At 69.8% G+C, this 20,537-nt stretch carries 23 protein-coding genes and 1 pseudogene; 6 read left to right on the top strand and 18 right to left on the bottom strand.

Translation table 11 applies throughout. From position 1 onward, the window contains the following. Positions 1 to 4: 4 nt before the first annotated feature. Complete coding sequence (rpsB, locus tag ACIBBB_RS21865; RefSeq protein ID WP_398984375.1) at positions 5 to 964, bottom strand: 30S ribosomal protein S2; 960 nt, start codon at positions 962 to 964, stop codon at positions 5 to 7. A 289-nt stretch (positions 965 to 1,253) separates the two neighbouring features. Here rpsB and ACIBBB_RS21860 point away from each other — a divergent pair. After that, positions 1,254 to 1,982 (top strand): annotated as a pseudogene (locus tag ACIBBB_RS21860) (peptidoglycan DD-metalloendopeptidase family protein); the annotation flags it as partial. A 145-nt stretch (positions 1,983 to 2,127) separates the two neighbouring features. On the opposite strand, the gene ACIBBB_RS21855 reads toward ACIBBB_RS21860, so the two are convergent. From ACIBBB_RS21855 to ACIBBB_RS21775, 17 genes are all read right to left on the bottom strand, one after another. Further along, positions 2,128 to 2,688, bottom strand: coding sequence for a TetR/AcrR family transcriptional regulator (locus tag ACIBBB_RS21855; protein ID WP_398984464.1), 561 nt, complete (start codon positions 2,686 to 2,688; stop codon positions 2,128 to 2,130). Positions 2,689 to 2,761: 73 nt separating this feature from the next. Continuing rightward, positions 2,762 to 3,610: an RNA polymerase sigma factor WhiG gene (gene whiG, locus ACIBBB_RS21850; RefSeq protein ID WP_329380928.1), complete on the bottom strand. Its 849-nt coding sequence runs from the start codon at positions 3,608 to 3,610 to the stop codon at positions 2,762 to 2,764. 248 nt (positions 3,611 to 3,858) lie between these two features. After that, positions 3,859 to 5,040 carry a DNA-processing protein DprA gene (dprA, locus tag ACIBBB_RS21845; protein ID WP_398984372.1) on the bottom strand — a complete coding sequence of 394 codons (1,182 nt, stop codon included), beginning with the start codon at positions 5,038 to 5,040 and terminating at the stop codon, positions 3,859 to 3,861. Next, a complete protein-coding gene (locus ACIBBB_RS21840) occupies positions 5,037 to 6,665 on the bottom strand; it encodes a YifB family Mg chelatase-like AAA ATPase (RefSeq protein ID WP_398984370.1) in 1,629 nt (542 codons plus the stop codon). The genes dprA and ACIBBB_RS21840 overlap by 4 nt, the downstream gene beginning before the upstream one ends. Beyond that, positions 6,665 to 7,027: a YraN family protein gene (locus ACIBBB_RS21835; protein ID WP_398984368.1), complete on the bottom strand. Its 363-nt coding sequence runs from the start codon at positions 7,025 to 7,027 to the stop codon at positions 6,665 to 6,667. The genes ACIBBB_RS21840 and ACIBBB_RS21835 overlap by 1 nt, the downstream gene beginning before the upstream one ends. 269 nt (positions 7,028 to 7,296) lie before the next feature. Beyond that, the gene (locus ACIBBB_RS21830; protein WP_003993268.1) at positions 7,297 to 7,605 is read right to left on the bottom strand and encodes a DUF2469 domain-containing protein; all 309 of its coding nucleotides are present in this window, start codon (positions 7,603 to 7,605) and stop codon (positions 7,297 to 7,299) included. A gap of 55 nt (positions 7,606 to 7,660) precedes the next feature. Next, positions 7,661 to 8,152 (bottom strand): NUDIX hydrolase, encoded by a 492-nt coding sequence (locus ACIBBB_RS21825; RefSeq protein ID WP_398984366.1) that lies wholly within the window; start codon positions 8,150 to 8,152, stop codon positions 7,661 to 7,663. Beyond that, positions 8,142 to 8,912, bottom strand: coding sequence for a signal peptidase I (lepB, locus tag ACIBBB_RS21820; RefSeq protein ID WP_398984364.1), 771 nt, complete (start codon positions 8,910 to 8,912; stop codon positions 8,142 to 8,144). The genes ACIBBB_RS21825 and lepB (ACIBBB_RS21820) overlap by 11 nt, the downstream gene beginning before the upstream one ends. 60 nt (positions 8,913 to 8,972) lie before the next feature. Further along, positions 8,973 to 9,938 carry a signal peptidase I gene (gene lepB, locus ACIBBB_RS21815; protein ID WP_398984462.1) on the bottom strand — a complete coding sequence of 322 codons (966 nt, stop codon included), beginning with the start codon at positions 9,936 to 9,938 and terminating at the stop codon, positions 8,973 to 8,975. Next, a complete protein-coding gene (lepB, locus tag ACIBBB_RS21810; RefSeq protein ID WP_398984362.1) occupies positions 9,907 to 10,911 on the bottom strand; it encodes a signal peptidase I in 1,005 nt (334 codons plus the stop codon). The genes lepB (ACIBBB_RS21815) and lepB (ACIBBB_RS21810) overlap by 32 nt, the downstream gene beginning before the upstream one ends. Next, positions 10,904 to 11,680 carry a signal peptidase I gene (gene lepB, locus ACIBBB_RS21805; RefSeq protein WP_398984360.1) on the bottom strand — a complete coding sequence of 259 codons (777 nt, stop codon included), beginning with the start codon at positions 11,678 to 11,680 and terminating at the stop codon, positions 10,904 to 10,906. The genes lepB (ACIBBB_RS21810) and lepB (ACIBBB_RS21805) overlap by 8 nt, the downstream gene beginning before the upstream one ends. A 57-nt stretch (positions 11,681 to 11,737) precedes the next feature. Beyond that, entirely contained in the window at positions 11,738 to 12,088 is a 351-nt protein-coding gene (gene rplS, locus ACIBBB_RS21800; protein ID WP_023538359.1) for a 50S ribosomal protein L19, read from the bottom strand. A 131-nt stretch (positions 12,089 to 12,219) separates the two neighbouring features. Beyond that, positions 12,220 to 13,041: a tRNA (guanosine(37)-N1)-methyltransferase TrmD gene (gene trmD, locus ACIBBB_RS21795; protein WP_398984460.1), complete on the bottom strand. Its 822-nt coding sequence runs from the start codon at positions 13,039 to 13,041 to the stop codon at positions 12,220 to 12,222. A 14-nt stretch (positions 13,042 to 13,055) separates the two neighbouring features. Further along, positions 13,056 to 13,655 carry a ribosome maturation factor RimM gene (gene rimM, locus ACIBBB_RS21790; protein ID WP_398984357.1) on the bottom strand — a complete coding sequence of 200 codons (600 nt, stop codon included), beginning with the start codon at positions 13,653 to 13,655 and terminating at the stop codon, positions 13,056 to 13,058. Between the two features lie 119 nt (positions 13,656 to 13,774). After that, a complete protein-coding gene (locus tag ACIBBB_RS21785) occupies positions 13,775 to 14,014 on the bottom strand; it encodes an RNA-binding protein (RefSeq protein ID WP_003980229.1) in 240 nt (79 codons plus the stop codon). A gap of 2 nt (positions 14,015 to 14,016) precedes the next feature. Continuing rightward, entirely contained in the window at positions 14,017 to 14,460 is a 444-nt protein-coding gene (rpsP, locus tag ACIBBB_RS21780; protein ID WP_398984355.1) for a 30S ribosomal protein S16, read from the bottom strand. A 263-nt stretch (positions 14,461 to 14,723) separates the two neighbouring features. Then, positions 14,724 to 15,317: a hypothetical protein gene (locus tag ACIBBB_RS21775; protein WP_147878267.1), complete on the bottom strand. Its 594-nt coding sequence runs from the start codon at positions 15,315 to 15,317 to the stop codon at positions 14,724 to 14,726. A 749-nt stretch (positions 15,318 to 16,066) separates the two neighbouring features. Here ACIBBB_RS21775 and ACIBBB_RS21770 point away from each other — a divergent pair. The 5 genes from ACIBBB_RS21770 to ACIBBB_RS21750 all read left to right on the top strand — a co-directional run bounded on the left by ACIBBB_RS21770 (position 16,067) and on the right by ACIBBB_RS21750 (position 20,526). Beyond that, positions 16,067 to 17,011 (top strand): methyltransferase domain-containing protein, encoded by a 945-nt coding sequence (locus tag ACIBBB_RS21770; RefSeq protein WP_398984353.1) that lies wholly within the window; start codon positions 16,067 to 16,069, stop codon positions 17,009 to 17,011. Positions 17,012 to 17,199: 188 nt separating this feature from the next. Further along, the gene (gene yhfZ, locus ACIBBB_RS21765) at positions 17,200 to 18,138 is read left to right on the top strand and encodes a GntR family transcriptional regulator YhfZ (protein ID WP_398984351.1); all 939 of its coding nucleotides are present in this window, start codon (positions 17,200 to 17,202) and stop codon (positions 18,136 to 18,138) included. A 140-nt stretch (positions 18,139 to 18,278) separates the two neighbouring features. After that, positions 18,279 to 18,665 carry a transcriptional antiterminator gene (locus ACIBBB_RS21760; protein WP_398984350.1) on the top strand — a complete coding sequence of 129 codons (387 nt, stop codon included), beginning with the start codon at positions 18,279 to 18,281 and terminating at the stop codon, positions 18,663 to 18,665. A 13-nt stretch (positions 18,666 to 18,678) separates the two neighbouring features. Beyond that, positions 18,679 to 19,035 (top strand): DUF2620 domain-containing protein, encoded by a 357-nt coding sequence (locus ACIBBB_RS21755; protein WP_398984348.1) that lies wholly within the window; start codon positions 18,679 to 18,681, stop codon positions 19,033 to 19,035. A gap of 90 nt (positions 19,036 to 19,125) precedes the next feature. Further along, positions 19,126 to 20,526 (top strand): YhfT family protein, encoded by a 1,401-nt coding sequence (locus ACIBBB_RS21750; RefSeq protein WP_398984346.1) that lies wholly within the window; start codon positions 19,126 to 19,128, stop codon positions 20,524 to 20,526. The last annotated feature ends 11 nt before the right edge of the window (positions 20,527 to 20,537 follow it).

Here is a 20,537-nt window from a genome sequence, read left to right as displayed (position 1 = left end):
GAGGTCAGGCCTTGTCGCCGTCCGCGGCCGGAGCCTCGGCGGCCGGAGCCTCGGCGGCGGGGGCCTCAGCCGGAGCGGCGGCCTCCTCGGCCTGCTCGGCGTCGGCGACCTTCGCCGTCTCGGCGGAGGTCTGGACGTCGGCAGGCGCCTCGGCGGCGTCCGCGGACTTCTCGGCGTCGGCCTTCTTGTCGCCTTCGAGGAGGTCACGCTCCCACTCGGCGAGGGGCTCGCCGGCGGCCTTCTCGCCCGGCTTGGAATCGCCGGTGGCGGCGCCGGAGCGGGCGATGAGGCCCTCGGCGACGGCGTCGGCGATCACGCGGGTGAGCAGGGTGACTGAGCGGATCGCGTCGTCGTTGCCCGGGATCTTGTAGTCGACCTCGTCGGGGTCGCAGTTGGTGTCGAGGATCGCGACGACCGGGATGTGGAGCTTGCGCGCCTCACCGACGGCGATGTGCTCCTTCTTGGTGTCGACGATCCAGACGGCACTGGGCACCTTCTGCATCTCGCGGATACCACCGAGGGTCTTCTCCAGCTTGGCCTTCTCGCGGGAGAGAACCAGCAGTTCCTTCTTGGTGAGGCCGGAGGCGGCCACGTCCTCGAAGTCGATCTGCTCAAGCTCCTTCAGACGCTGAAGGCGCTTGTAGACGGTGGAGAAGTTGGTGAGCATGCCGCCCAGCCAGCGCTGGTTGACATACGGCATGCCAACGCGCGTCGCCTGCTCGGCGATGGCCTCCTGGGCCTGCTTCTTCGTACCCACGAACATGATGGAGCCGCCGTGGGCGACGGTCTCCTTGACGAACTCGTAGGCGCGGTCGATGTACGACAGCGACTGGAGCAGGTCGATGATGTAGATGCCGTTGCGCTCCGTGAAGATGAAACGCTTCATCTTCGGGTTCCAGCGACGGGTCTGGTGACCGAAGTGGACGCCGCTTTCCAGCAGCTCCCGCATCGTGACGACGGCCATGGCCGTACTCCTTGAGGTACTCGGTTGTCGCGTCCGCCGGACGGCAGACGCGCCTGACGCCCCTGAACGCTTTGCCACTACGGACCGAGAAGCGCGGACACCGGCGAAGGCCGGCGGCGGGGCGTGCGAAGTCGATCCGGTGACCCGGATCGCCACAGGAAGTGTACGGGACCCGCACAGTGCCCGGCGACGGAGTGCGAGGGTGACGAAGATATGCACAACGCGCCGGTTATCCACAGAATCCGAGCATGATCCACTTGGATCCGCGGAATACGGCAGCGTGGACCGCATGATCACTGTTCACGAGCTACTCATTCACGCCTCCGCCCGACCCTGCCGCCCTGGTCGGCGGGGGGTCATCGCCCGGTGCGTCTCCCTCGGCGTCGCCGTTCTCACCGGGGTGGTGGCCACCGTCCTGTTCGGCCCCTCGCCCGACGCGCGGGCCGCCGACCAGGAGGCGAGCACGGGCGCCGACGTCGGCGCCGCGCCGCCCGCGCCCCCTCCTGACAGCGACACCCGTGCCCCTGCCGCCGACGTCAGCGGGGTCAGCGGGGTCAGCGGCGACCGTGCCTGGCCGTTGGGGACACGGCCGACGGTTTTACGGGGGTGGGAGCCGCCCGCGACGCCGTACGGCCCCGGCCATCGCGGCGTGGACCTCGCCGCCTCCCCCGGCACTCTCGTCCGAGCCGCCGCTCCCGGCCGCGTCTCCTTCACCGGCATGGTGGCGGGCCGCGGCGTCCTCTCGATCACGCTGACCGGCACGGGACAGCCACCGCTGCGGACCACGTACGAACCGGTGACGGCCGTTGTCGCCGAAGGCGACGAAGTGAAGGCGGGCCAGGTCGTGGCCGTGCTGGGACCGGGGCCGTTCCACTGCGAGGGCGGTTGTCTGCACTGGGGTCTACTGCGGGGCGAGACCTATCTCGATCCGCTGTCCCTGCTTTCCGACGACCTGCTCGACCGAGGTCCGGCACGACTCCTGCCGGTCTTCGGGATCCCCGAGCCGGTTGCGGCACAGACGCCGACCGGATCACCGCCGCCCGACCTGCCGGACGACGCGGTGATCATGGCCGAGGAGACCGCCGCGGCGGCCGCCGACGCTCTGCACGCCGCGGCCCTGCTCGCGGCGGCCGCCTGGGTGCGGCATCGGAGTCGTACGGGAGTCAGGTACCGCGTACGCCTTGGAGCACCATGGACACCGCCGCCTCGGCGATCACCACGGGGTCCTCGGCCGCGCCCAACTCGATCCGCCGCACAGCGGCGTCCACAACACCCTGGAGCAGCATCGCGGCCAGCCTCGGCTCCTCGTGGCCCAGTTCCGAGAGGGCGTCGACGATCATCGCGATGAGTCCGCCGTGCGCCGCCCGGATCTTCTCCCGGGCGCCCGCGTCGAGTTCACTCGCGGAGATGGCGACCACCGCGCGGTGACGGCGGTCGCCCACGAGGCTCAACTGCCTGCGCACATAAGCTTCGATCTTGGTCTCGGGGGTCAGCGCCTCCGCCATCGCGAATTCGATCTCGGCGGCCCAGACGGGAAAGTCGACGGCGCAGAGTTCCTCGACGACGGCCGCGCGCGAGCGGAAGTACTCGTAGACCGATGACCTGGCGAGACCAGTGCGTTCGGCGAGGGCGGGGAAGGTCAACGCCTCCGTACCGCCTTCGGACAGGAGGGAGCGTGCGGCGTCCAGCAGGGCGCCGCGCTGCATGGTCCGGTGCTCGGCCACGGAGGCCGCTCGAATCCTGGGCACATGCCCACTGTACGGCGGAGGCCGCTCGCGCAGGTGGGGCAGGGACGATTCAGCGCCCCGCGTCGGCCAGTTTGGCGCGGAGCTGGAGCACGGACTTGGTGTGGATCTGACTGACGCGGCTCTCGGTGACGCCGAGGACGTTGCCGATCTCCGCCAGCGTGAGCCCCTCGTAGTAATAGAGGGTGACGACGGTCTTCTCCCGCTCGGGAAGGGTGTTGATGGCGCGGGCCAGCAGGCGTCGCAGCTCGCGGTCCTCGGCGACCTCGACGGGGTTGTCGGCGGCCGTGTCCTCCAGCGTGTCCATCAAGCTGAGCCTGTCGCCGCCCTCCCCGCCGACATGCAGAAGCTCTTCCAGCGCCACGACGTTGGCGAGCGACAACTGGCTGAAGACGGCGTGCAGTTCCTCCACCGCGATGCCCATCTCGGCGGCCACCTCCGCCTCCGACGGGGTACGGCGCAGCTGCGCCTCCAGGGTCGCGTACGCCCGCTCGACGGCCCTGGCCTTCTGCCGTACGGAGCGCGGGATCCAGTCCAGCGCGCGGAGTTCGTCGATCATCGCGCCGCGGATCCGTGTGATCGCGTAGGTCTCGAACTTGATCGACCGCTCGATGTCGAACTTCTCGATCGCGTCGATGAGCCCGAAGACCCCGGAGGAGACGAAGTCCGCCTGTTCGACGTTGGACGGCAGTCCCACACTCACCCGGCCGGCGACGTACTTCACCAGCGGCGAGTAGTGCAGGATCAACTGCTCACGCAGCCGCTCGTTACCCGTGGTCTTGTACGACCGCCACAAGGTGTCGAGTGCCGAGGGGGCGGAGGGTCGCACTTCGCCGCGGGCCGCGGGGGGCCCCACGGGGGACGCCGCCGCACGGTCGGACCCGGAGGTGTGCTGGGGCATTCGTCGCCTTGAGCCGTTCTGCCGTGAAGTGAGGGGAGGTATGTCTGGGCCGAATTCCTGGTGAGCGTAGCGTGACAGTCCGGTCGCGGTGCGCGAGGAGGCTGAGCCGGCGCCTGTCCGGACAGGCCCTGTCGGTCACCGCCGGGACTTCGCGATCGGGCGCCGACACCACGCGTATCGGCGCCTGTCGCGCCGCCGGGAGAACTGCGATGGTCATCTGCCTCACCTTTTCACCCGAATGCCCCAGGTCAAGGACCGGCTCGCCGCGCACCGCCGTCGCGTGTCGTGGGCGGCGTCAACTGCCAGAGGTCGCCGTGCCGTTCGACGAACCCGAGGGAGTGAAGTTCGTACAGCTTGGCGAGAGCCTCGTCGGCCGTCGTCGCGGCCTCCCTCGCGATGTCCCGCCCGCCGACGGCGCCACGCGCGGGCAGCGCGTCGAGGATCCGCCTGCCGAGGGGATCGAGGAGATCCCTGGCCAGGACGGGACCACGCCGGGCGGGTGCGAGGTCGCCCATGTGCCCCACCAGCTCGGCCACTTCGGCGGCGTCCGTGACCAGCACGCCTTCGCCGCGCAGCAGTTCGTGCACCCCGGCGGAGAGCCCACTCGTCGCCGGACCGGGCACTCCCATGGTGAACCGCCCGAGCCGCTGCGCGCTGCGGGCGGTGACCAGCGAACCGCTGCGGTACTCAGCTTCCACCACGACCGTCCCGCGGGTGAGTGCGGCGATCACGCGGTTGCGCAGGACGAACCTGCTGCGGGTCGGATGATCGCCGGGTGCCAGCTCTCCCAGGACAAGGCCTTGCGCGGCGATGCGGCGTACCAGTTCCGCGTGTCCCGGCGGATAGACCACGTCGACGCCACAGGCGAGGACGGCGACGGTTGCGCCGTCGACCGCGAGTGCGCCCCGGTGGGCGGCTCCGTCGACTCCGTACGCCGCACCTGACGTCACCACCCAGCCCCGCTCGGCCAGACCCGATGCGAGGCTCGCCGCCATGTGCGCCCCGTACGGCGTGCAGGCCCTGGCTCCCACGACGGCTACGGAACGCAGGGCCCAGAGCCTCAGGTCGGGCTTGCCGCGTACCCACAGGCCGATGGGGCGCGAGGTGCCCAGGTCGTCGAGCTGGGTCGGCCATTCCTGGTCGCCGGGGCAGACGAACCGGCCGCCGATCCTCGCGACGGCGGACAGATCCCGTTCCGGGGCTGCCGCCGCCGCGCGTGCCCGAAGGCCGCTGATTCGACGTGGACCGATCTCGCCCAAGGCTTCGACATCGGTCCCCTCGGACGAGGTGAGGAGGTGCATCAACCCTCGGGCGCCGTACTTGCGCAGCCACCGCCCGCCGTTCTCGTCGCCCGGCTCGATCACGCGTGTGAGGGCGGCCCGCGCCAGTCGCTCGTCGGCATCGGCATCGGCTCCGGCTCCGGCGGTCATGAGATCCCTCCGACCGTGGCCCCGGCGCCTCGTCCGATGCCGGTGCGCAGCTCCAGCGCCAGGCCGACGTCACGTCCGTCCGGACGGTCCCGTCCGGCGAGGTCCGCGACTGTCCATGCGACCCGCAGCACCCGGTCCAGGCCGCGCGCCGTGAGCAGGCCCCGTTCGAGGTCACGCTCGGCCGCGTCGAGCGCCCCGGGCGCGGTGACCCACCGGGTACGCAGTTCGTGACCGGGCACTTCGCTGTTGACCGTCCATGGCGTCCCCGCCAGCCGTTCCGCCGACCGCAGCCGGGCCTCCACGATCCGCCCGGCGACGACCGCCGTAGTCTCCCCTCGGCCGCCCCGGCCCATGAGATCGGCGCGGTGCACCGGCTGGACCTCCACCCGTAGGTCGACCCTGTCGAGCAGAGGACCCGACAGACGCGACTGGTAGCGGCGGATCGCCGAAGGAGGGCACTCGCACCCGGCACCGTGCAGGGTGTGCCGCCCGCAGGGGCACGGGTTGGCGGCGAGGACCATCAGGAAACGGGCGGGCAGCCGTACGACTCCGGCGCTGCGCGCGATGACCACCTGCCCCGATTCGAGGGGCTGGCGCAGCGCGTCGAGAGCCTTGCCGGAGAATTCCGGCGCCTCGTCCAGGAACAGCACGCCCTTGTGCGCGAGGGACACCGCCCCCGGCCTCGCCAGCCCGTTGCCGCCTCCGACGAGGGACTGCATGGTCGCCGAGTGGTGCGGGGCGCAGTACGGCGCCGTACGTACGAGCGGTTCGCCGGGCGGCAGGATGCCGGCGACCGAGTGCACCGCGGTGACCTCGACGGACTCCTGCCTCGCCAGCGGCGGCAGCAGTGCCGGCAGTCGCTCCGCAAGCATCGTCTTGCCCGCTCCGGGCGGGCCTTGCAGGAGCAGGTGGTGTCCGCCAGCCGCGGCGACCTCAAGAGCCGTACGCGCTCCCTGTTGTCCGGCCACATCAGCGAGGTCCGGGCAGTGCGCGTCCCGCTGCCCGAAGCCGGGGGCCAGCCCTGTGCCCACCCCGGCGCCGGGCACCATCAAACCGGCGAGCATGGGATCCGGGCGGCCTTCCTCGGTGACCGTCGGCTCGTCGGGCACCGGTTCGCCCGTCAGGACGGCGATGAGCTGGCGCAGGCTCCGTACGCCGAGGACTGAGACTCCTGGCACCAGTGACGCCTCGCCCGCTGTCTGTTCCGGCACGACCACTTGGTGGTAGCCGGCCTCGGCAGCCGCGAGGACGGCCGGAAGGATGCCTCGTACCGGACGGACCCTGCCGTCGAGCCCCAGCTCCCCGATCAGGACCAGATCGGCGATGGCGCGTGGCTCGATACGCTCGGCCGCCCCCAGCACGGACACTGCGACAGCAAGATCAAAACCGGACCCACTTTTGGGTACGGAGGCCGGGCTGAGCCCCACTGTGAGCTTCTTCTGTGGCCATTCCGCACCCGAATTCACGACGGCGGCCCTGACCCTGTCGCGGCTCTCCGAGAGGCTCTTGTCGGGAAGCCCGACCAGGGTGAAGGCCGCCACGCCCGGTTCGAGATCCGCCTGGACCTCCACCACGACGCCCTCGACGCCGACCAGCGCCACCGAACACGCACGTGCGAATCCCATCAGGCCACCCCCCGGGCGTGTTCGACCACGGGAGCGCCGCGCCTGGGCAGCACCACCCCGATCAGGTCGATACGAACGCCGCCAGAGGGCGGCCCACCGAACGCATCAAGCCAGCAGGCCGCGAGGCGCCTCAGACGGTCCACCTTCACGGGGGTCACCGCCGCCATCGGGTGCTCGAACGAGCCTCCACGGCGGGTCTTCACCTCACAGACGACCAGCACGTCCCCGTCGCGGGCCACGATGTCGATCTCGCCCGTCCTGCCGCACCGCCAGTTGCGGTCCAGCACGGTCATCCCGGCCGCCGCCAGCCGCCGAGCGGCCAGTCCTTCGCCGTACCGCCCGAGTGCCCCCGTCGCGTTCATGTCGGCACCACCTCCGGCACCGACTCTGGGACGAAAACCAGTAGCGAGTGGATCTTGGTGGACAACTCACCGATTGTGGATAACTCCGTCACCCACCAGCGCACCAGGAATCACACACGCCGCAGGAGCCACGGAAACCCCAACCACCCCAGTCCACACCCAACCACCCACACCGCCGACACCCCTCGTGCCACTCCCACCGCCCGCACCACAGGCACCACAGGCATCAGCCGCCTACAGCGGTCACCCCGTCGGCCCCGTCAGCCCCTTCAGCCGCTCGGCAGCTCCAAGTCGCTCTTGTTCAGCTCCTCGATATTCACGTCCTTGAACGTGAGCACTCTCACCTGCTTGACGAATCTCGCCGGCCGGTACATGTCCCAGACCCACGCGTCCGCCATCGAGACCTCGAAGAAGACCTCGCCCTGCACGGAGTGCACCTGCATCTCGTAGTCGTTGGTGAGATAGAAGCGTCGTTCGGTCTCGATCACGTATTTGAAAAGACCGACGACATCGCGGTACTCCCGGTAGAGCTTCAGCTCCATCTCGGTCTCGTACTTCTCGAGGTCCTCGGCGCTCATGGCATGTTCCCCTTCAGCCGTACGTCCCCCTATTGTGCTCCGGCCCCATGCGCCCCTAGACGGTTTCAGAGGCGAGAACCACCGGTGCACCCGGAGGACCCTCGTCGAGCAGCGTGCGCAGCAGCCCGGCGAGCCTGGTCGGATACACCGTCTCACGCGCCGTCGACAGTTCGGCGGAGGTCCACCACCTCAGCTCCGCGACACTGCGCCGCTCCAGCTCCGTCAACCCCTCAACGCTGGTCTCGGTCTGTGCCGTACGTGCCAGGAAGTACCACTCGTCCTGGTCCCAGCGCCGCCCGTCGAACGGGAAGGAGCAGGTACGCCGCCAGAGAACCGGCCCGAGCTCGACCTCTGTGATGCCCGTCTCCTCGGCCAGCTCGCGCAGCGCGGCCTCCTGCCGCGTCTCGTCGCCCTCCAGGCCGCCACCGGGCGTGAACCACCAGTCGTCCGTCGGGTCGCCCGGCTCGTACCCGCGCATCAGCAGAATGCGGTCGTCCGGGTCGAGCAGCACGACCCGTGAGACCTTCCGCAGCCCGTCACCGGACACCGGTCGACACCTCTCCGTCGGTCCGCCCCGTCGGCCCCGTACGCCGCGGCCTGCCCAGCCGCCGTGCGACCGGCCCATAGGCCGCGCCGCCCAGGATCAGCAGCGCCCCGAGGACCGCCGAGCCCACCACCAGCATCACCGGTCCCGGCTTCGACACCCCGCCGGGCAGCGCCGCGAAACCGTCCGGGCGCTCGATCAGGTCGCCCAGCGGCCACGCCACGGCGTCGATCCGCGCCGTCACCGTCGAACTGGGCACAGACCCCTGACCCTGGTCCTGGAGGTGCACCCGTGAGTCCAGCGACCCGCTGCGTTCGTCACCGAGGAGGAACAGTTGCCCCTTCGGGACCCTCGCCCCGAAGCCGGTGGTCGACGCGAGCCCGCCCGGCATCTTCTGGACGTACGGTTCGTCGATCGATTTCCCGTTGACGGTCAGGCGCCCCTCGGCGTCGCAGCAGGCGACCTTGTCGCCCCCGACGCCGACGACCCGCTTCACCATCGGCATGTCGCCCCACTGCGCGTCGTTGAAGACCACGACATCGCCCCGTCGCACGTCGTCGCCGGATATCCGCTGCGCGAGGACGCGGTCACCGGCCTTCACCGTGGGGTCCATCGAGTCCGTCGGCACGGTGTACGGCTGGTACTCCACCGCTCCCCAGACGAATCCGCCGAGGAAGAGCACACAGCCGGCGGCCACGGCCAGCCCCGACAGCAGACTGCCGAGGCGGCCGTGGCCGCCGTTCGTACGTCCTGTTCCGCTCATCCCAGCCGTCCCCCGTCCCGGAGAATCACCACCGCCGGATCGGCGATCTGGGACGGCACCCTACCCGGCGGTACGGCCGCCGGTCAGCCTCCGCCTGCGCCAGAACACCAACGGTACGGCGCCGGCGACACCGAGCACGGCCGGAGCCCCCGTCGCCACCGCGGACGCCGCGCCGAGGCCCGACTGGTCGAAGGTGTCGGGCACGGGCAGCGTCGACAGCCGGTTGAGCGGCCAGGCGATGACGATCGCGCGGCCGACGACCTCGTCGGTGGAGACGGTGCCGTGACCGGGCAGCTCTTGGTGGTAGCGGGAGTCGAGCGAATTCTGCCGGTGATCGCCCATCACCCAGATCCGGCCGTCGGGCACCTTGATCGGCCCGAACGGCTCGTCGTCACAGGCCGTGTTTCCAGGGAAGATGTACGACTTCTCGTCGAGCGCCTTCCCGTTGACCTGGACGCTGCCGCCCTTCTTGCACTCCACCGTGTCGCCGCCGACCGCGATGACCCTCTTGATGAGGTCCTTCTCCTCGGACGACGGCATGAGGCCGATGAAGCTGAGGAATTTCTGCGCCACGTTCGGCTCGGGGGCCTGCGTGCTGTCGAGCCAGCCGCCCGGGTCGTGGAAGACCACGACCTCGCCGCGCTCGGGCTCCGCGCCGAACCACGGCGTGAGCTTGTCCACGAGCACACGGTCACCACGCTGCAGGGTGTCCTGCATCGAGTCCGAGGGGATCGAGAACGCCTGCACCAGGAAGGTCTTGATCAGCAGTGCGAGCAGCAGCGCGATACCGATCAGCAGAGGCAGTTCCTTCCAGAACGAGCGCTGCTTCCTCACGCCCGTGGCCCCGTCATCGCCGGGGTCGTCGGGGTCGCCGTACGGCCCCTCCCCCACCTGGTCCCGCATGTCTGCGGACACGCCTGCGGATGGGGTCTCCGCGGCGGAACCGGCAGAACCGACGGAAGGCTCGGCAAGCTGCTCGGGCCTGTCCTCGGGCTCACCGTGTCCGGATCGTGCGCCGACGGCCAAATCCCCCACATCCACTCCTCACTCCGTGCAACTGCCCGCTCCGGAGACGGAGCAGGCCCACTACTCCCATAACGAGCGGGAGTTCCGCAGGGGTCGGGAGCAGGATCATTCCGTTCGGATCCTGATAGGACACACTATTCGACGGGCGGAGCGCCGTGGTCGGTGCGGCGCGCGGGTCCGGTACGGAGGCGTACGTGTCCGGCTCCTCCAGCCGCCGCCAGTGGCCCAGCGGCCAGGCGATGACGACGGCCCGTCCGACGACCCCGTCCTCCGAGACGGTCCCCCGGAACTCCTCGTCGAGATGGAAGCGCGAGTCGGCCGAGTTCGACCGGTGGTCGCCCATCACGAAGATCCGCCCCGTCGGCACCTTCACCTCGAAGTCGAGCTTCGACGGCGGGTTGCCGGGATTCAGGTACGGCTCCGTCAGCGGTACGCCGTTGACGACGACGCGCCCGTCCTGGTCGCAGCACTTCACGGTGTCGCCGCCCACGGCGACGACGCGCTTGATCAGGTCCTGCTCGTCGGCGGACGGCAGCAGTCCGATGAAGGTGAGGGCCTGCTTGACCTGCTTGATGACGACCGGGTCGTCCGGGGGCGGCGTCGTCTCCTCCTGGAGCCAGCCACCGGGGTCCTTGAACACGACGACGTCGCCGCGCTGGGGGCGGGAGCCGAACCAGGGCGTCAGCTTGTCCACCAGCACCCGGTCGTCGATCCGGATCGTCTGCTCCATGGAGCCGGAGGGGATCACGAAGGCCTGGACGAGGAAGGTCTTGAGTACGAGCGCGATCAGCAGCGCCACGGTGATCAGGAGCGGGATCTCCGTCATCGCCGAGCGGCGACGGCGCCGTTTCACCTTGCGGGCGAGCCTGCGCCGCTCGGCGCGCCCCGGCAGGGCGCGTCCTGTGGTGGGTCTGGTGCCCGTCGGCAGCCGGGTGTCGGACCGGTGGCCCCCGGGCCGTCCTCGGTTACCCATGGGCGCCGTCCGGGCCTCGTACGTCCCTGAAGGCGTCGGTGCCCTCCAGCGAGTCCCAGCGGCCCGCCGGCCAGCCGATCCAGTCCACCCGCCCGATGACCTTGTCGACGGGCACCGTGCCACCCCCGGGCTCGCCCAAGTGGTCACGTGAGTCGCGGGAGTTGCTGCGGTGGTCACCCATCACCCACAGGGTGCCGGAGGGTACGACGATGTCGAAGGGCGCGCTGGACGGCGCGTCGCCGAAGTACAGGTACCGCTCGTCGATCGCTCGGCCGTTCACCTCGACCTTGCCCCCCTCGTCGCAGCAGACCACCCGGTCGCCCCCCACGCCGATCACGCGCTTCACGAAATCGGTCTCGGCGGGCTCGGCGAGACCGAGGGCCGAGGCCGCCCCGTGCGCCAGCCCCGTGACGGGGTTCTCCCGCGCCGGCTCCTGGACGAACGACCCGGTGCCGTCGAAGACGACCACATCACCGCGCCGCGGCTCGGTACCGAAACGGTACGCCAACTTGTTGACAAGCACCCTGTCTCCGACCTGGAGACCCGGCTCCATGGAGCCGCTGGGGATCAGGAACGGCTGCACGACGAAGGCGCTGAACAGCAGGAGAGAGGCCGTACCGAGTACGCCCAGCACCGCGGCCCGGCGCCACGACACGGCCCGCAGAAATCCCGGGAGGCCCGGCATACGCACGGAGCGCGACCCCTCTTCCTCCCCTGTGGCGGGTGTGGAAGAAGGGCCGCGCTCCATCTGCTGTGGTTCGGTGTCCATCGGGCCCAGAGCTTATCCGGCCGCCCTGTGGAACCGTGCGCGAGTTCGAGCCTCGGCTCAGTTGTCGCGCTTCTCCTTGATCTTCGCAGCCTTGCCGCGCAGCTCACGGAGGTAGTAGAGCTTGGCACGACGTACGTCACCACGGCTCACGAGCTCGATCTTCTCAAAGATCGGGCTGTGCACCGGGAAGGTGCGCTCGACGCCGACGGAGAAGGAGACCTTGCGGACCGTGAAGGTCTCACGGACACCCGAGCCCTGCCGGCGGATGACGACGCCCTTGAACTGCTGGATACGGGAGCGATTGCCCTCGATGACACGTACGTGGACGTTCACGGTGTCGCCGGGGCGGAAGGCGGGGAGATCGCTGCGGAGCGACGCCGCGTCCACGGTGTCGAGCAAGTGAGCCATGATGGTCTGCTTCCTCGCTGATGCCACAGGTCATCAACGGAATGTCGAAAGGAAAGTTCGGAGCGCCGTTCGCGTCGGGCGGGCGTCGTTCCCCCTGTGGCAGGGGCGCGCACCGGACGTACGGCAGCGGCTCATTCTTCCACGGCCTCGGGCCTGCGCCAAAATCGGCCACCGGGCTCCGGTGCCCAGCCCATGATGGAGAGCATTTCGCGGTCCTTCTTGTCGAAGGCGGCGGCGTCACAACGCTCGATCATGTCGGGCCTGTTGAGGGCCGTACGGCGGAGAGCCTCGTCCCGCCGCCACCGCGCGATCTTGCTGTGGTGACCGCTGAGCAGAATGTCCGGAATTGCTCGCCCGCGCCATTCCGGAGGCTTCGTGTAGACCGGGCCTTCCAGCAGGTCGGCCATGGCTCCGGGGGCGAACGAGTCGTCACGATGGGACTCCACGTTGCCCAGGACGCCGGGCAACAGCCGTGCGACCGCCTCCATGATGACCAGTACGGCCGCCTCGCCGCCCGCCAGGACGTAGTCACCGATGGAGACCTCGTACACCGGCATCCGCGTCGCGTACTCGTCGACGACGCGGCGGTCGATCCCCTCGTACCTGGCCGGCGCGAAGAGCAGCCAGGGCCGCTCGGAGAGCCCGACGGCGAGTTCCTGGGTGAAGGGGCGGCCGCTGGGCATGGGAACGACCAGGACGGGGTGGTGCGCACCCGCCTCGTAACCGTTCGCGATCGTCTCGTCGAGGGCCTCGCCCCAGGGGTCGGTCTTCATGACCATTCCGGGGCCGCCGCCGTACGGGGTGTCGTCGACCGTGTTGTGCCGGTCGTACGTCCAGGCGCGGAGGTCGTGGACATGGACGTCGAGGCGGCCACGCGCGCGTGCCTTGCCGACGAGGGAGACGTTCAGCGGTTCGAGATACTCCGGGAAGATCGTGATCACGTCCGCCCGCAGGGTGGGGGCGTGCGTCATGACGGATCACCCTTGGCCGCACCGTCGGGGCCGGCGGCGTCACCAGCGTCGTCGGCATCGCCGTCGGTGGCGCCGGCGACGACCGCGTTGTTGTCGATGAGGCCCGGCGGCGGGTCGATCACAGCCCTCTGCTCTTCCAGATCGATCTCGGTCACGATCTCCTCGACGAAGGGGATCATGACTTCCGTGCCGTCGGGCCGCTCCACGATGAACAGGTCCTGCGACGGCAGGTGCGTGATCTCGGTGATCCGGCCGACCTCGGTACCGTCCGCCAGGACGACGTCCAGGTCCATGAGCTGGTGGTCGTAGTACTCGTCCGGGTCCTCCGGCATGTCCTGCGGGTCCACCTCGGCGATGAGCAGGGTGTTGCGCAGCGCCTCCGCGCCCGTACGGTCGCTCACCCCGGCGAAGCGCAGCAGCAGCCTGCCGCTGTGCACCCGGCCGGTCTCGATCGTCAGGGGGCCCGCGGAGGCCGGTTCGGTGTCCAGTACGGCTCCGGGGCCGAGCCGCAGCTCGGGCTCGTCCGTACGTACCTCGACGGTGACCTCGCCCTTGATGCCGTGGGCACGGCCGACCCGCGCGACTACCAACTGCACTTGCACACGTCCCTGTTCTCCAGCTTCTACGACTACTTGCGGCTTCTGCGGCGCCACGAAGACGACAAAGACCGGGGAGGGCCATGGCCCTCCCCGGCCCGTGCCGGTTCACAACTCTGTCAGCGGACCTGATCCACGTCGACGAGATCGACACGGATACCACGGCCGCCGATCGCGCCCACGACGGTGCGCAAAGCGCGTGCGGTGCGGCCGTTGCGGCCGATCACCTTACCGAGGTCGTCGGGATGGACCCGTACCTCGAGCACACGGCCACGGCGTAGGGTGCGCGAGGCGACCTGCACATCGTCCGGGTTGTCGACGATGCCCTTCACGAGGTGCTCGAGAGCCTCCTCGAGCATGCTCAGGCCTCGGTCGGCTCAGCGGCGGGCGCCGAAGCGGCGTCGGCGTCGTCCGCCTTCTTGTCGGCCTTCTTCGCCTTGGGGGTGATGGCATCACCCTTGGGCTCGTCGCCGTCCTTGGTGAGGGCCTCGAAGAGGGCACGCTTGTCGGCCTTCGGCTCCGGCTGGAGCAGCGGCGCCGGAGCGGGCAGGCCCTTGTGCGCCTGCCAGTCGCCCGTGAGCTTGAGGATCGCGAGGACCGGCTCGGTCGGCTGGGCGCCGACGGACAGCCAGTAACGCGCGCGGTCCGAGTCGACCTCGATACGCGACGGGTTCTGCACCGGGTGGTACAGGCCGATCTCCTCGATGGCCCGGCCGTCACGGCGAGTACGGGAGTCGGCGACGATGATGCGGTAGTGAGGCGAACGGATCTTGCCCAGACGCTTCAGCTTGATCTTGACTGCCACGGAAGTGGTCTCTCCTGGATCTTGACGTGGTTGGGCACATCGACATGCCGCGTGGGGTTGCGGTACTCGTGTGCCCGATGGACGCGTCAGCCGGAGGAGAGAGGGGTCCTGTGCGACTGTCGAGTACAGCTGGCCATTGTGCCACACGCCTCAGGCGCGCCGCGCCCCGCCCGACCGGAGCGGCCCGCTCCTGAACGGTGCGGCTCCGGTGCCGGCGGGCGAGCGAGGGCCGGACTCCGCGGCCGGGCAGGTGACGGAGGTGCTCAGCTCGCAGCGGCGACCACTTCCGGAATGCGGAACGGCTTGCCACAGCCGCCGCAGACGATCGGGGCCTGGGCGAGGACCGACGGGACCACGCGCACGTTGCGCCCGCAGTCGCAGACCGCCTTCACTCGAACCCCGCCGCCCGACGAGCCGTGCCGCGCGGCGGGACCGCGGAAGCTGCGCTCGGTGTCGGACGTCGTCGCGACCGTGTGCGCCGCGAGGGCGCGCTGGAGCCTTTCGATGGTGGGCCGATAGCGCCGTCTCGCCTCGGGGTTGAGCGATACCAGGGAGAAACCGCTGCTGGGATGCGGCTCCTCGGAATGGTCCAGGCCCAACTCCTCGGCGATCGCGAGGAATCGGCGGTTGTGGTAGCGGCCGGCTCGGGAGGTGTCGCGGACACCCCGGGCGGCGGCGATGCCATGGACTGCCTCGTGAAGCAGTCGCTCGAAGGAGAGCTCGGCGCCGCAGGCGGACGACGATTCTCCGATCAGGGACTCTGGCGCGGCAAGATCCGGCAGCTCGGTGTGGTGCCGCTGAATCTCGGCCCACGCCTGCGCCAGCTCTGCGGCGAGAACAGGTGGTGTCGTGCTCACGTCGTGAACAACGAGCCGGGGCCCTCCCGGGTTCCATTCCGGGGCATCCCAAATATTTTGCACGTACCCGTCAGTTGCCATTGATGCGTCCTGACGAGGGCGGGTGCGTAGATCTGCGGAGAAGGCTCGCTTCTCGCCACAAGGCGGTACGTAGTACGGGCTACGTCTGTACGTGTACGAGAAATACGTACACCCGATCGAGACACGCTCCGGGACCACCGTCCTGGCGGCCGGTCCGATGCCCTCGCCGCTCGGGCCTCCGTAACCGCACGGGGCCCACACGAACGACATTAACGGGCGCGCCACCGACCCGCGGCATCGGCCCCGGTCGGGGCAGGTCGAGCGGATTCGTCCGATACCGGCGCGGATGGTGGGGAGTTGGCCGATCCCGCCCCGGCGGCCTCACCCTTTCGGCTCAGTCTCCACGGATGCCCGCCCAGGGCCCTCGTAAGCCGTTCCGCCTTGCCCGTACGGGCTCCGTGCGCCCCCACGGTGGCCTCGCCGCAGCCACCCACGGGGCGCGGCCAGGGGCGATTCGGACCAGGCTCGCAGCGTAGGCCGACAACGTCCGGTGAGAGCGATTGTCCGTGCGCCGGGGCGCACTACCGGAGCACACAAGGATTGCCCGCGAACCACTGGACGCGGGCACAGATGCGGAGTTCCCTGGCATACGGGGGACGAAGGCGCGCACGTACACGGGGGCTGTCAATCAGGGCACCAGGACCTCTCGCCGGATTGGGGCGCTATCCATGACTCGTACGCTCGTCCAGCAGCACCAACAGCAGGTGCATGCCGCCTCGGCAAACCCTTCCAAGGAGGGTTGCGGGCGCGCCCGCGACTGGGCCGAAATCCAGGAACGCATGCTGGTGCCTCTCTACGAGGCGGTGTACGAGCGTCTGGAAGTCGGCCCCGGCACACGGCTGCTGGGCCTCGGCTGCGGCTCGGGGCTGGCGCTGCTGATCGCCACCGCCCGGGGCGCCGAAGTCACCGGTGTGGACGCCGACCAGGAACGTGTCGCGCTGGCCCGTGAGCGGCTCGTCCCCGACGAGCGCCCCGTGGCGGCGTACGCGAACTCGTCCGCGGCGTCCGGGGGGACCGGAGCGCCGGGAAGGTCCGTGACCGGCCCGTCGAGGAAGTACGGCGGCCGGAGCCGGGCGCGCGTGCTGACGGGCGGCGCGACCGCCGTCATGGAGGCGGAGCGCCCTGTCTACGACGTGATCACGGCGTTCCAGCCCATCGGTGTCGCCGGCGATGATTCGGACGGGCTCGGACCCGCCCTGGCGGAGGCGCTGCCCATGGCGGGCCGCGGCACCCCCGTGGTGCTCGCCGGCTGGGGCCCGCCGGAGCGCTGCGCGACGTCCGGCGTCCTGCGGGTCGCGGGGCGGCTGACGGAACGGCTGCGCAAGGGAGGCGGCTACCGTCCACCGCTCAGGGACGACCTGGAGAACGTGGCGGCGCGGGCGGGGCTGAAGCCCGACGGTTCGGGGCGCGTGTCCTGCCCGTTCGGCTACGCGGGGATGGAGAGCGCGCTGCGCGGGCTGCTGTCGACGGGTGTGTTCGACGCGGCGGTGCGGGCGACGGATCAGTCTCAGGTGGAGAAGGAGATAACGGAGGCGCTCCACCCGCATGTACGGCGCGACGGCACCGTGTGGATGCCGAACGTCTTCCGTTACCTGATCGCGCGCACGCCCTGACCCGTACCGCGCACTGAGGACGCGACGGGCTTGAGTACGCCGCGCCGCCGCCGCTGAAACGCGGCAGCGGCGCGGCCGAGTGCAAGCAGTCCCGCGCGGCGGCCTCCGTAGAAAGCGGGCAATCACCCACGGAAGACCTTCTTAGGACACCCTTGTCAGTATCCAGAATCCTGGTTACTGTCCCTTCTGTGACCGGCTTCGACGAACGCTTCCTGACCCGCAACGGCCTCGCCGCCCAGCAGCTCGCCGCCCTGCTGATCAACCATGAGCCGGACACCCGCCTGCCCCGTGTCCGCGACTTCGCCGAAGAGCTGGGCGTCGGCAACGGCACCGTCCAGGCCGCGCTTCAGCTTCTGGAGACGGCGGGCGCGATCCGTACGATCGCGCGCGGTCACCTCGGTACGTTCCTCGTCGATTCCGACCGCTCGGTCCTCTGGCGGCTCTCGGGGCTCGGCACGCTCCTGGCGGCGATGCCGCTGCCGTACTCGCACCGTTACGAGGGTCTGGCCACCGGACTGCGCGCGGCGTTCGAGCAGGCCGGGGCACCCTTCGCGATCACATTCATGCGCGGCGCCGGGGCCCGTACCACCGCTCTGATCGAAGGCAAGGTCGACCTGGTGGTCCTCTCGCGCTTCGCCGCCGACCGGCTGATCGAGGAGCGCCCCGTCGAACTGGTCGCGGACCTCGGACCCGCGACCTACGTCGGGGCGCACGGGCTGCTGCTGCGGCACGGCGCGAACCTGGAGACCGAAGGACTGCGCGTGGCAGTCGACCACGCCTCCGAGGACCAGCGGATGCTGGCGGAGCGCGTCTTCGCCGGACGCTCCGACATCCGGTGGGTCGAGGCGTCGTACATGCAGCTGCGCGACCTGTTCGCGCACGACCACGTCGACGCGACGCTGTGGAATCTCGACGAGGTACAGGACCGGCTCGGCGCCGGCGTGCACGTGCTGCCGCTGGGCGACGAGGTGACCCGCGATCTGTCGCTGCGCAACTCGAGCGCCGCGATCATCGGCAGGACCGAGGGGGCGAAGGCGCTCGGCGCCGTTCGCGACTCCCTCGACCTGTCCGTCATCACCGACTGCCAGGCCGAGGTGCTGCGGGGTGAGCGCGCCCCGTCGTACTGACCGCCCCGCCCGCCCCGCCCGCCCCGACGGTGCGGGCGGGGCCCCCACCGGCACCACACCGGGAGAAAAAGAGGAAGCCGGACCTCTGCTCAAAATCCAAAATCCTGGTTACTGTCGTATCGAAGGAGAAGGGACCCACCATGGACGACCAGCTCGCTCTGCGCATCCAGCTGTTCCGCGAGGGCGGCCAAGTCAGGCCCGAGGCCGCCGCGTTCGTGACGACCGAGCTGGCCGCCCTGGCCGCCGAGGGCCGCACTGTGACCGAAGAGACAGCCGGCACACTCACGAGCCATCTCATGATGGCTCTTACCAGGCTGCTCGACGGCGAGTCGATCGAGGAATTCCCCACCGACTCCGAGATCACCGCAGAGCTCGCCGGACACCCGGACGCGGTGGCACGGGCGCGCGCCGTCTCCGCGCGCGCGGCCTCGGAACTCGGCGCCCCCCTTCCCGACTCCGAAATCAACTTTCTCGGACTGCATCTCGCCCTGCTCGACCAGAACTCGCCCCCACGCCACGAGACATGAGAAGGAACCAGCCATGACGAAGATCCTCACCGGTGGCGTCGGCAAGGCCGAGGTCACGGACACCGTCAAGAAGCTCGGCCTCGACGGCATCGAGATCGTGGCCTCCAACGACATGGACGCCGCGATGAAGCTCCGCGGCGGCCAGGCCGACTACTACCTCGGAACCTGCCACACCGGCGCCGGCGCCTCCCTCGGCGTACTCGTCGGCCTGCTCGGCAAACCCACCTGCCACACCTTCGGCCGCTCCGTCCCCACGCAGGACGAGGTGAACGCCCTGCTGGCGGAAGGCAAGAAGGTCTTCGGCTTCGCCATCGACCAGATCGACGTGATCGCCCCGCTCATGGCCCGTGCCATCGCCGCGCGCGGCTGACGGCCCCGTACGAACCCGCAAGGGCTCGACAGACCTCGTAAGACCCCGCGCCGGGTCAGTCCCCCGCCGGGCACTGAGGAGTGAAATCCCGTGAACAGCGTCCTCGCAGCGAGTTCGACGAACCTCGACTTCTCGCTGGCACAGCAACTGACGGTGATAGCGCTGTGTGCGCTGACCGCGTTCATCTCCCACATGGCACTGGCCGTCTTCAACGACGGTGTGCGGCCCTTCATGCTCGACTTCATACAGGGGCGGTCCACGCGCAACGCCACCACCGCCGTGTCCTTCGGTCTCTCCGCCGGCTTCATCTTCGGTCTCGGCGCCCCGATGGCGCTGTCCACCGGCGTGCTCAACCCGTGGCTGGTCTTCCTGCCCACCGACATCCTGGGCATCCTGTCGCCCAAGAAGTGGATCGCGCCGCTGCTCGGCGGCGCGTGGGGCGCCGTGGTCGTGTTCGGTCTCAACGGGGCCAACAGCCTCGCGCACGACCTCCCCGTCGACTTCCTGACCGCGCTCCAGCAGATGTCGACGCCGATCCTGTTCCTGTTCACGCTCTTTCCGGTGCTCGCCATCACCAAGCAGTTCGGGCGGCTACGGGGCGGGATAGCCGCAGTCGTGGAGCTGGCGCTCGTCGTGATGACGATGAAGGTCTGGCCCGACGTCTTCCCCGGCTCAATCGCGATGGCCGTCGGCGTACTGACGCTCATCGGCTTCGCGATCAACAAGGACCTGACACAGCGGAAGTTGGAGCGGGCGGAGGCCGCGAAGGCGGTGGCGGCGGGCGAGTCGCTCCCGGCTGAGAAAGCGGAGAAGGACGGGGGCAAGAACGGGGCGGCGGACGACGCGGACGATCCGATGGCCTCGCTCTTCAGCGCGAGCGCACTGCGGCTGCGCCGCTACCTGCCACTGTTCATGCTGCTCGGGGCGGGCGTCTGTGTGCTGGCCCAGGCGCATGTGTTCGGCGGCGGCGAGGCGACGAGCTTCCTCATCGCCAAGGGCGACTATTCAGAGGCCGCCCAGGTTGACTTCTACCGGGCGTTCGGCTTCGTACCGCTGATCGCGACGACCGCGCTCGCCTCCGGCGCGTACGGCATCGCGGGCTTCACCTTCGTCTACCCCATCGGCTACCTGATGCCGAACCCCTTCCTCGCCGCTGTCGTCGGCGCGGCGGTCTTCGCGATCGAGGTGCTGGCGCTCTCGGCCATCGGCAGGGTGCTCGGGAAGCTGCCGAGCGTGCGTGACTCCTCCGAGCACCTGCGCAGCGCGATCGGCGACGCGCTGGGGCTCGCGATCCTCTTCGGTTCGCTGATGGCCGCCAACGTCATGGGAGGGGGCCTCGGCATCCTCATCGTCGGCGGGCTGTACCTGCTCAACGAGTCGATGGGCCGCCCCGTGGTGCGGATGGCGGCGGCGCCCGCCGCGGTCATCGTCGGCGGCGTGCTGCTGAACATCCTCTACTGGCTGGATCTGTTCACGCCGATCAAGGGATAGGTGGACACCTC

The sequence above is a fragment of the Streptomyces sp. NPDC051217 genome (genome assembly GCF_044455465.1).
Classification (GTDB): domain Bacteria; phylum Actinomycetota; class Actinomycetes; order Streptomycetales; family Streptomycetaceae; genus Streptomyces.
This window is presented reverse-complemented; position numbering and strand designations above follow the sequence as displayed.

Excerpts from the sequence above, each read along its gene's own strand:
- rplS (WP_023538359.1), bottom strand. The coding sequence starts at position 12,088 with ATGGCTCACTTGCTCGACACCGTGGACGCGGCGTCGCTCCGCAGCGAT.
- lepB (WP_398984364.1), bottom strand. The coding sequence starts at position 8,912 with ATGAGCGGAACAGGACGTACGAACGGCGGCCACGGCCGCCTCGGCAGT.
- ACIBBB_RS21760 (WP_398984350.1), top strand. The coding sequence starts at position 18,279 with ATGGACGACCAGCTCGCTCTGCGCATCCAGCTGTTCCGCGAGGGCGGC.
- ACIBBB_RS21830 (WP_003993268.1), bottom strand. The coding sequence starts at position 7,605 with ATGAGCGCCGAGGACCTCGAGAAGTACGAGACCGAGATGGAGCTGAAG.
- ACIBBB_RS21785 (WP_003980229.1), bottom strand. The coding sequence starts at position 14,014 with ATGCTCGAGGAGGCTCTCGAGCACCTCGTGAAGGGCATCGTCGACAAC.
- dprA (WP_398984372.1), bottom strand. The coding sequence starts at position 5,040 with ATGACCGCCGGAGCCGGAGCCGATGCCGATGCCGACGAGCGACTGGCG.
- ACIBBB_RS21840 (WP_398984370.1), bottom strand. The coding sequence starts at position 6,665 with ATGGGATTCGCACGTGCGTGTTCGGTGGCGCTGGTCGGCGTCGAGGGC.
- ACIBBB_RS21770 (WP_398984353.1), top strand. The coding sequence starts at position 16,067 with ATGACTCGTACGCTCGTCCAGCAGCACCAACAGCAGGTGCATGCCGCC.
- rpsB (WP_398984375.1), bottom strand. The coding sequence starts at position 964 with ATGGCCGTCGTCACGATGCGGGAGCTGCTGGAAAGCGGCGTCCACTTC.
- ACIBBB_RS21835 (WP_398984368.1), bottom strand. The coding sequence starts at position 7,027 with ATGAACGCGACGGGGGCACTCGGGCGGTACGGCGAAGGACTGGCCGCT.
- lepB (WP_398984360.1), bottom strand. The coding sequence starts at position 11,680 with ATGGACACCGAACCACAGCAGATGGAGCGCGGCCCTTCTTCCACACCC.
- ACIBBB_RS21755 (WP_398984348.1), top strand. The coding sequence starts at position 18,679 with ATGACGAAGATCCTCACCGGTGGCGTCGGCAAGGCCGAGGTCACGGAC.
- lepB (WP_398984362.1), bottom strand. The coding sequence starts at position 10,911 with ATGGGTAACCGAGGACGGCCCGGGGGCCACCGGTCCGACACCCGGCTG.
- whiG (WP_329380928.1), bottom strand. The coding sequence starts at position 3,610 with ATGCCCCAGCACACCTCCGGGTCCGACCGTGCGGCGGCGTCCCCCGTG.